The organism is Dokdonella sp. (genome assembly GCF_051958935.1).
Classification (GTDB): Bacteria; Pseudomonadota; Gammaproteobacteria; order Xanthomonadales; family Rhodanobacteraceae; genus Dokdonella_A.
In genome coordinates, this window is the sequence record NZ_JBQCFP010000181.1 from 34,393 (window position 1) to 43,530 (window position 9,138).

6 protein-coding genes are annotated in these 9,138 nt (G+C 68.2%); 5 read left to right on the top strand and 1 reads right to left on the bottom strand.

What is annotated here, in order from left to right:
* Positions 1 to 21: 21 nt before the first annotated feature.
* Positions 22 to 1,437 (bottom strand): multidrug transporter subunit MdtD, encoded by a 1,416-nt coding sequence (gene mdtD, locus ACTHK2_RS16860; protein WP_440246899.1) that lies wholly within the window; start codon positions 1,435 to 1,437, stop codon positions 22 to 24.
* A gap of 154 nt (positions 1,438 to 1,591) precedes the next feature.
* Here mdtD and parE point away from each other — a divergent pair, with 154 nt between their 5' ends.
* The 5 genes from parE to ACTHK2_RS16885 all read left to right on the top strand — a co-directional run bounded on the left by parE (position 1,592) and on the right by ACTHK2_RS16885 (position 9,081).
* Positions 1,592 to 3,481, top strand: coding sequence for a DNA topoisomerase IV subunit B (gene parE / locus ACTHK2_RS16865; protein ID WP_440246900.1), 1,890 nt, complete (start codon positions 1,592 to 1,594; stop codon positions 3,479 to 3,481).
* Positions 3,482 to 3,603: 122 nt separating this feature from the next.
* Positions 3,604 to 4,851, top strand: coding sequence for a serine hydrolase domain-containing protein (locus tag ACTHK2_RS16870; protein ID WP_440246901.1), 1,248 nt, complete (start codon positions 3,604 to 3,606; stop codon positions 4,849 to 4,851).
* A 134-nt stretch (positions 4,852 to 4,985) separates the two neighbouring features.
* Positions 4,986 to 6,806: a DUF885 domain-containing protein gene (locus tag ACTHK2_RS16875; RefSeq protein WP_440246902.1), complete on the top strand. Its 1,821-nt coding sequence runs from the start codon at positions 4,986 to 4,988 to the stop codon at positions 6,804 to 6,806.
* Between the two features lie 436 nt (positions 6,807 to 7,242).
* Positions 7,243 to 7,725 (top strand): putative metal-binding motif-containing protein, encoded by a 483-nt coding sequence (locus ACTHK2_RS16880; RefSeq protein WP_440246903.1) that lies wholly within the window; start codon positions 7,243 to 7,245, stop codon positions 7,723 to 7,725.
* Between the two features lie 246 nt (positions 7,726 to 7,971).
* Positions 7,972 to 9,081, top strand: a complete 1,110-nt coding sequence (locus tag ACTHK2_RS16885; protein WP_440246904.1) for a hypothetical protein — start codon at positions 7,972 to 7,974, stop codon at positions 9,079 to 9,081.
* Positions 9,082 to 9,138 lie beyond the last annotated feature (57 nt).

A 9,138-nucleotide genomic window follows, 5' to 3' on the forward strand; every position in this document is an offset into this window, starting at 1 on the left:
CTCGCGTCGCGGGAGCATCCGTCACATCGGATCGACCGGCGCCGACACCGGGAAGCGCCGCTTCGCCTCGAGCTGCCAGAAGATCCATGACGACACCGCGGTCACGAGCCCCATGCAGACGAAGGTCGCGTGGAAGGCCGGCAGGGTCGCCGCACCGGGCACCGCGCCGAACACCGAGGTGAATGCGGCGAGCAGGCCGCTCGCCATGGCAACGCCGAGACTCATCGACAGCATCATCACCATGGACAGCAGGCTGTTGCCGCCGCTGGCGAGATCACCCTCGAGATCGCGCAGGGTGACCGTGTTCATCGCGGTGAACTGCAGCGAGTTGACCATGCCGAACGCGGACAGCTGGACGATGCGCAGCCATGCGGGCTGCTCCGGCCCGATCAGGGCGAAGCTCGCCATCGCCGCACCGACGAGCACGGTATTGACCAGCAGCACGCGGCGATAGCCGTATGTCCTGACGATCGGCACGATCAGGCGCTTGGACACCATCCCCGCCAGCGCGACCGGGATCATCATCATGCCCGCCTCCATCGGCGAATGGCCGAGGCCGACCTGCAGCAACAGCGGGATCAGGAACGGCATGCTGCCGCTGCCGAGCCGCGCGAACAGGTTGCCGAGCACGCCGACGCGATAGCTGTGCACCGCGAAGAGGCCGAGCGGGAACAGCGGCCGCGGGCTGCGTGTCGCGTGCAGCCAGTAGGCGACGAAGCTCGCGAGGCCGAAGATCAGCAGCACGAGCATGCCTGCATGCCGGGTGCCCAGTTCGGTCAGGCCGTCGAGCGCGAGCGAGATCGCGACCATGCTGAAGGACAGCATGACGTAGCCGCCGAGGTCGAAGCGCCCGACCGCGCTGCGCGCATCGGGCATGAAATGCAGGGTTGCGAGCGCGGCGAACACGCCGACCGGCAGGTTGATCAGGAAGATCCAGTGCCAGGAAATCGCCTCGACCAGCCAGCCGCCGAGCGTCGGGCCGATCAGCGGGCCGATCAGCCCGGGGATCGTCACGAAGCTCATCGCGGCGAGGAAGTCCTTGCGCGGCACCGAACGCAGCACGGCAAGCCGCCCGACCGGCAGCAGCATCGCGCCTCCGACGCCCTGCACCACGCGCGAGGCCGCCAATTGCACGAGCGTGCGCGACTGCGCGCAGAGGAGCGAGCCGAGCGTGAACAGCACGATCGCGACGAAGAACACGCGACGCGTGCCGAAGCGGTCGGCGAGCCAGCCCGAGGCGGGAATCAGCATCGCCATGGTGAGCGAATACGCGATCACCACCGACTGCATGCGCAGCGGGCTTTCGCCGAGGCCCGCCGCCATTGCCGGCAACGCGGTGTTGACGATGGTCGAATCGAGCATCTGCATGAACACGCCGAGCGCGACGAGCCACAACAGGGCGCGGGGCGGCGGCGCGGCGGTCGATTCGGTCGTCATCGGCGGCGCAGTGTAGTCCTGGATCGCTGAACCGCCCGCTTGACCCCCGGCGCGGTGCTCGCCATGCTGTTTTGCTGCATGCGCCCGCGAGGGCGCGACCACCCGCGCCGGCGCCCTGCCGGGCGCGCCGACGCACGTACCCAGAGCCTTTTGCATGAGCAGTCGCTACAACGCCGCCGACATCGAAGTCCTTTCCGGCCTGGACCCGGTCAAGCGCCGGCCCGGCATGTACACGGATACGTCGCGGCCGAACCACCTCGCCCAGGAAGTCATCGACAACTCGGTCGACGAGGCGCTCGCCGGCCACGCGAAGACGATCGACGTGACCGTGCATGCGGACGGCTCGGTCGAGGTGTCCGACGACGGCCGCGGCATGCCGGTCGACATCCACCCCGAGGAAGGCATCCCCGGCGTCGAACTCATCCTCACGCGCCTGCACGCGGGCGGCAAGTTCTCCAACCGCAATTACCAGTACTCGGGCGGCCTGCACGGCGTCGGCGTGTCGGTCGTCAACGCGCTGTCGCAGCGCGTGGAAGTCACGATCCGCCGTGACGGCCAGGTCCATCGCATGAACTTCAAGGACGGCGAGCGCGCGAGCAACCTCAGCGTGACCGGCACGGTGCCGAAGAAGCAGACCGGCACGACCGTGCGCTTCTGGCCCGACCCGAAGTACTTCGACTCGCCGAAGATCGCGCTGGCCAGGCTCAAGCACGTGCTGCGCGCGAAGGCCGTGCTGTGCGCCGGCCTCACCGTGCGCCTCCTCGACGAGGCGAGCGGCGAGAAGCTCGAGTGGTACTACGAGGACGGCCTGCGCGACTACCTGCGCTCGATGCTCGGCGCGGTCGAATACCTGCCCGCCGATCTCTACGTCGGCCACCACCAGCGCGACAACGGCGCGGTGGAGTTCGCGGTCGCGTGGCTGCCCGAAGGCGAGCTCACCCAGGAAAGCTACGTCAACCTGATCCCGACCGCACAGGGCGGCACGCACGTGAACGGCTTGCGTTCCGGCCTCACCAATGCGCTGCGTGAATTCTGCGAGTTCCGCAACCTGCTGCCACGCGGCATCAAGCTCGCGCCCGAGGACGTCTGGGACCGGCTCTGCTTCGTGCTCTCGCTCAAGATGACCGACCCGCAGTTCTCCGGCCAGACCAAGGAGCGCCTGTCTTCGCGCGACGCTGCCGGTTTCGTCGAGAACGCGGTGCACGACGGCTTCTCGCTCTACCTCAACCAGCACGTCGACATCGGCGAGAAGATCGCGCAGCTCGCGATCGAACGCGCGACGCTGCGGCTCAAGGCCGAGAAGCAGATCGTGCGCAAGAAGATCACGCAGGGCCCGGCCCTGCCCGGCAAGCTCGCCGACTGCGCGTCGAGCGACCTGTCGCGCACGGAGCTGTTCCTCGTCGAGGGCGATTCCGCCGGCGGCTCGGCGCGCCAGGCGCGCGACAAGGACTTCCAGGCGATCCTGCCGCTGCGCGGCAAGATCCTCAACACCTGGGAAGTCGAATCCGGTTCGGTCCTCGCCTCGCAGGAAGTGCACGACCTCGCGGTCGCGATCGGCTGCGATCCGGGCAAGGACGACATCTCGGGCCTGCGCTACGGCAAGGTCGTCATCCTCGCCGACGCCGACTCCGACGGCCTGCACATCGCGACCTTGCTGTCGGCACTGTTCCTGCGCCATTTCCCGCGACTCGTGCGCGACGGCCACGTGTTCGTGGCGATGCCGCCGCTGTTCCGCGTCGATGTCGGCAAGCAGGTGTTCTACTGTCTCGACGAGGCCGAGCGCGACGCGATGCTCGACAAGATCCAGCGCGAGAAGATCAAGGGCGCGGTCAGCGTCACGCGCTTCAAGGGCCTGGGCGAAATGAATCCCTCGCAGCTGCGCGAATCGACGATCCACCCGGACACTCGCCGCCTCGTGCAGCTGACGATCGAAATCGACGACGGCACTTCGAAGGTGATGGACATGCTGCTTTCGAAGAAGCGCGCGGGCGACCGCAAGGAATGGCTCGAGACGAAGGGCGACCTCGCTTCGCTCGAGGTCTGAAGCGGCGCACGATCGGCGCGGCTAAACCCATGCACGCCCGCACGCATCGAAGCGGGGTCGATGCCGTCGACGGCGTGCGCGCACTGCGTGCACGGTACCGTGCCTGCCAGGGGAGAACCGCCTTGTACCGAACGCCCGCATCGTTCCTGTTCCGCCCGCTCGCCGCGCTGGCCTTCCTCTGCGCGGGTTGCGCGAACCTGCGCCCGCACGAATCGCCGCGCCTCGATCCTGCCACGCTCGATCGCCGCGTCGAATCGCTGATGGCGCGGGCGCACGTGCCAGGCCTCGCCCTCGCGGTGATCCGCGACGGGCGCGTCGCCTACGCCAAGGCCTACGGGGAGCGCGATACGCAGCGGCAGCTACCCCTCGAGACGGACACGGTCATGTACGCGGCATCGCTGACCAAGGCGACGTTCGCGTATGGCGTGATGATGATGGCCGATGAAGGACAGATCGACCTCGATCGCCCGATCGACATGATGCTCGCCAAGCCGCTGCCCGAGTACGAAAAATACGCCGACCTCGCCGGTGACGAGCGCTGGCGCGCACTCACGCCGCGCATCCTGCTCAGCCACCGCTCCGGCTTCGCCAACTTCCGCTATTGGCAGCCGGGCAAGCCGTACGACCCGGACGGCAAGCTGTTCTTCTATTTCGATCCCGGTACGCGCTTCGCCTATTCGGGCGAGGGAATCAACCTGCTGCAGTTCGCACTCGAGAATGGCGCCGGCATCGATGTCGGCGACTACCTCGGTACGCATGTCATCGAACGCTTCGGCATGACGCGCACGTCGCTGACCTGGCGCGAGGACTTCGCCGGCAACGTCGCGATCGGCTACGACGAAAAGGGCCAGCCGCTCGGCCACAAGCAGCGCGGCAGCGTGCGCGCCGCCGGCTCGATGGACACGACCGTCGCCGACTACGCGCGGCTGCTCGCGGCGATGGTGCGCGGGGAAGGCCTCGCGCCAGCGGCGCATGCGGCCTGGCAGGCCCCGCAGGTACGCATCCGATCGGAGCGCCAGTTCCCGACGATGGGCGTCGCCGATACCGACGACAACGACGGCATCGCGCTGTCGTACGCGCTCGGCATCGCGCGCTACGAATCGCCGCGCGGCCTCGCCTGGTTCAAGGGCGGGCACGACGACGGCACCAACAACCTCGCGCTCTGCCTCGCGCGCTCGCGCGACTGCGTGCTGCTCATGAGCAACAGCTCGAATGGCGAGTCGATCTTCCCCCACCTGATCGAGGCGACGCTCGGGCCAGTCTGCTTTCCCTGGTACTGGGAAAGCTACGTGCCCTTCGACCATCCGGAGTGGGCTGCGCCCGACGCATCGCACGCGCCGTGCCGGCGTCTCGACGAGGTCCCGCGCTGAGCACGCGGACATCGGGCGGCTGGACACCCGATACGCCGCAGGGCGCACGCGCGGCGCACCGAGGTGACGTTCGTCACGTTCCCTGCTCCGCAGCGGCTGCGCTAGGCTGAGCGCTTCTCCGGGGAGGAATCGTGATGCGTACCTTGTTGAAATGGCTGCTGCGCCTGCTCCTGCTCGCACTCGTGCTCGGCGGCGCGTTGTTCGTGCACGTGTGGTACTTCAAGCCGTATTCGATCGACTGGTTCTACGGCCGCGTGTTCGCCCAGTTCGCGCTGAAGAGCCCTGAACTCCTCAGCAGCCTGCGCATCCTGCCGCCGTGGGTGGACTTCTACAGCAGCAAACTCGACGACGCCTCGCCGCGCCACGAAGCGGAAATGGCGCAGATGGTGCGCGACGACCTCGATCTCCTGCACCGTTACGATCGCGCCGCACTCGACGCCCAGGGCCAGTTGTCCTACGACGTGCTCGAGTATTTCCTCGCGATCCAGGTCGAAGGCGACCGCTTCCGCGGCCACGACTTCCCCGTCAACCAGATGTTCGGCGTGCAGTCGAGCCTGCCGAACTTCATGGCGCAGACGCATCAGGTCGCGAACCGCCACGACGCCGACGCGTACGTCGCCCGGCTCGATCTGTTCCCGCAGAAGTTCGCCGAGGTCATCCAGGGCCTCGACGAGCGCGAGGCCAAGGGCGTCGTGCCGCCGAAGTTCACCGTCGACGAGGTGCTCGCGCAGATGCGCGGCTTCATCGCGCCGCCGCCCCAGGAGCACATGCTCTACACGAGCTTCAAGGAGAAGCTCGACAAGCTGCCGGAAGACGCGATCCCGGCCGCCGACCGCGACGCACTCCTCGCGCGTGTCGCGGCGTCGATCGAAAGCAGCGTGTACCCGGCCTACCGCAAACTCGTCGATCACTTCGCCGCGCTGCAACCGAAGGTCACGCGCAACGACGGCGCCTGGAGCTTGCCCGACGGCGACGCCTACTATGCGTGGTGCGTGCGCATGCACACGACCACCGACATGACGCCGGAACAGGTGCACGCGCTCGGTCTCGCCGAAGTGGCGCGCGTGACCGCCGAGATGGACGCGATCCTGAAGTCGCAGGGCCTCGACGAGGGCCCGATCGGACCACGCGTGCAGCAGCTCGCGCATGCGGCCGATGCGACCTTTCCGAACACGCCCGAAGGCAAGCGGGCGATGCTCGAGCGGTACCAGGCAATCCTCGACCAGGTGAACGCGGGCCTCGGCTCGGCGTTCCACGTGCGGCCGAAGCTCGGTGTCGTCGTCAAACCGGTGCCTGCGTTCTCCGAGAAGACCGCGCCCGGCGCGTACTACGAGCCCGGCTCGTTCGACGGCACGCGCCCCGGCGTGTTCTACGCGAACATGCGCGACACCACCGAGAACCCCAAATGGGGCATGCGCACGCTGGCCTACCACGAGGGCATCCCCGGCCACCATTTCCAGATCTCGATCGCGCAGGAACTGCAAGGCGTGCCGTTCTTCCGCCGCGTGCTGCCATTCACCGCGTACGCCGAAGGCTGGGCGCTCTATGCCGAACGCCTCGCCTGGGAACTCGGCTTCGAGAAGGATCCGCTCGACGACCTCGGCCGCCTGCGCGACGAGATGATGCGTGCGGTCCGCCTCGTCGTCGATTCCGGCATCCACTACAAGCACTGGACGCGCGAACAGGCGATCCAGTACATGATGGACAACACCGGCATGGCGGAGAGTGCGGTCACCTCCGAGATCGAACGCTACTTCGTCGACCCGGGCCAGGCACTCGCCTACAAGGCCGGCATGCTGAAGATCCTTGAGTTGCGCGAGCATGCGAAGCAGGCGCTCGGCGCGAAGTTCGAGCTCGCCCAGTTCCACGACCAGGTCCTCACCCACGGCTCGCTGCCGCTCGCGCTGCTGCAGCGCGTGATCGAGGACTGGATCAAGCAGAAGCAGGCCGGGTGACGACGCCGCAGGACGAATCAAGCCGCGCAGCGGCGGATCCGCCTCGTGCGCAGCGGGCGAATGGGCCAGAGCTTGAAACACAGAGCACACGGAGCACGGGAAGAGCCCATGCTTCGTGTGCTCTGTGTGCTTCGTGTTTGAAGCTCTGCGCGTTTTTCATGCCGCACTTCGATCGACGGGCGCGGCGCTAACGGAATCCGAACGCGCACTCGGGCATGCTCGCCTTCCCGTGGCGACCGCACGCGGGCCCGCTGTGAAGCGCGCCGGGGACGTGGCGGCGTCGCGGACCAATCCGCGCCCGGGCGGGTGCGTGCATGGAGCCGCCCGGGTCTTGCTCGTCAAGGTTCTACCCATGCCGGATCCTCGTTCGGCGCCCTGCCGTGCCGAACCTGCGCGGCCGTGCGACACTTGCACCGGCGCCCTGCGGAGCAGTCCGATGAATGCTCTTCGCTTCGTCCGTTCGTCGACGGTGGCCCTCGCCCTCGCGGCCGCACCGACCGCGTCGGCGGGCACGTCGGAGGCCCTCCTCCGACCGTTCGGCGCGGTCCCCGGTGGCGGCGACTGCAACGACAACGATCCGAGTATCCATCCAGGTCACGCCGAGATCGCCGACAATCGCCGTGACGACGATTGCGACGGGCTCGCCGACGAGGACATCGACGACGTCCCATCGAACGACACCGGCGATCTCGACGGCGACAGCTTCAGCCCTGCGACGGGCGACTGCGACGATACGAGCGCGTCGATCCATCCGGGCATCGCGGAAATCGTCGGCAACTACGTCGACGACGATTGCGACGGCCTGGCCGACGAGGACGCCGCTAACCATCCGTCCAGCGACTCCGCCGACCGCGACGGCGACCAGGTGATCATCGCGCCGGACACGATCTTTACGGCAGGATTCGAAAGTCCCGCCTGATCACCTGCCGCGCGATGCCCACCCGCCCCGTGATCGCCCGGCGCGCATGCGTGCCGGGCCAGTCCCGCAGGCGCGGCGCGGTCGCATCCCTGGCCGCGCAATGTGGAGATTGCGCAGCCGCCACGAAGCGTTTTACATCCTCACCTGCATGGGACTACATTGGCGCTGAAGCGGCGCAGCCGACGGTGCGTCGGTCGTCCGCGCAGGGGGCAGGCTCGCATGGGCCGCGAGTGGCGACACAGGGGGATGCTCGCGCTGGTCTGCACGGCCCTGTTCTGGGTCGAGGTACCGTATCGCGCGACGTTCTTCGACATTCCCGCTCAAGGTTCGCTCGCCCACCTGCACGCCGGATGGCTGTTCGCGGTGGCGATGCTGTATCGCGACCGCGCGAGCCTGGCACTGTGCATCCTCGCCGCGTTCGGCTCCTGGGCGACGCGCGTCGCGCTGTTCGAAGGCGGAGGCGTCGTCGTCTACGCCGGGGGTGCGCTCAGCTACGCACTCACCTACATCGGCCTGCGCGCGGCCGCGCGATGGCTGGTTCCGCCAGCGCGCCGTCCGCTCGCTTTCGCCGCGCGCGACCTGCCTGGCTTCGCGATCGCCGGCATGCTCGCCTATCCGCTCGCGGTCGCCCTGTTCGCCGGCCTGTACGTCAGCCCGTACGCGGGCCCGGTCGTCGCCGCAAACGAAGCGGTGCAGGTGCTGTTCGCGAAGATGTTCGGCGTCCTCGTCGTCAGCTTGCCGGTGATCGTGTTCACGACCCACGACGTGCGCGCACGCGCGACCGCCGACGGTGCAATCGGCCTGCCCTGGACGCTGCTGCTGCTCGGCATCGGCGCTCCGGCGCTCGCGCTGCGGATCGCTCCCGCCTCGCCGGTCGCGGACGCGCTGCTCACCGCCTTCACCGACTATCGCCTGCTCGTCGCGGCCCTGCTCGTGCTCGCCGCGAAGCGTTGCAGCCTGCGCTTCAGCATGACCGCGCTCGTGCTGGCCGAATTCCTGTTCGTCTGCGCGATCGCCCGCAACGCGGGACCGAAGACACTGCTCGACACCGCGCTGCTGATGCGCCTGGCGATCGAATGCGTGATCGCACTCTGGCTGGTGCTCGCGCTGTTGCTCTACGGCTTCGAACGCGACGCCGCCGCGCAACGGCACCAGCGCGCGAGCCTGCACGATCCATTATCCGACCTGCCCAACCTTTCGGCGCTGCGCCGGCACTGTGCGGGCGACGCATTGCCACCACTCGGCTTCATCCTGCTCGACCGCAGCGAATCGATCCTCGCCGGCCTCGGGCGGCGCCCGCCGGCCCAAAACACCCGCGGGGTGCCCCAACAGCTACGCGCCCTAGGGCGGACGTAACACACCCGCCCCCGGCCCCCCGGCATCGTGGTGCCCCGTAAAACCCGCCGCAGTGCC

Bases quoted from the DNA above. Each gene is read 5' to 3' on its own strand.
- mdtD (WP_440246899.1), bottom strand. From the start codon at position 1,437: ATGACGACCGAATCGACCGCCGCGCCGCCGCCCCGCGCCCTGTTGTGG.
- parE (WP_440246900.1), top strand. From the start codon at position 1,592: ATGAGCAGTCGCTACAACGCCGCCGACATCGAAGTCCTTTCCGGCCTG.
- ACTHK2_RS16875 (WP_440246902.1), top strand. From the start codon at position 4,986: ATGCGTACCTTGTTGAAATGGCTGCTGCGCCTGCTCCTGCTCGCACTC.
- ACTHK2_RS16880 (WP_440246903.1), top strand. From the start codon at position 7,243: ATGAATGCTCTTCGCTTCGTCCGTTCGTCGACGGTGGCCCTCGCCCTC.
- ACTHK2_RS16885 (WP_440246904.1), top strand. From the start codon at position 7,972: ATGCTCGCGCTGGTCTGCACGGCCCTGTTCTGGGTCGAGGTACCGTAT.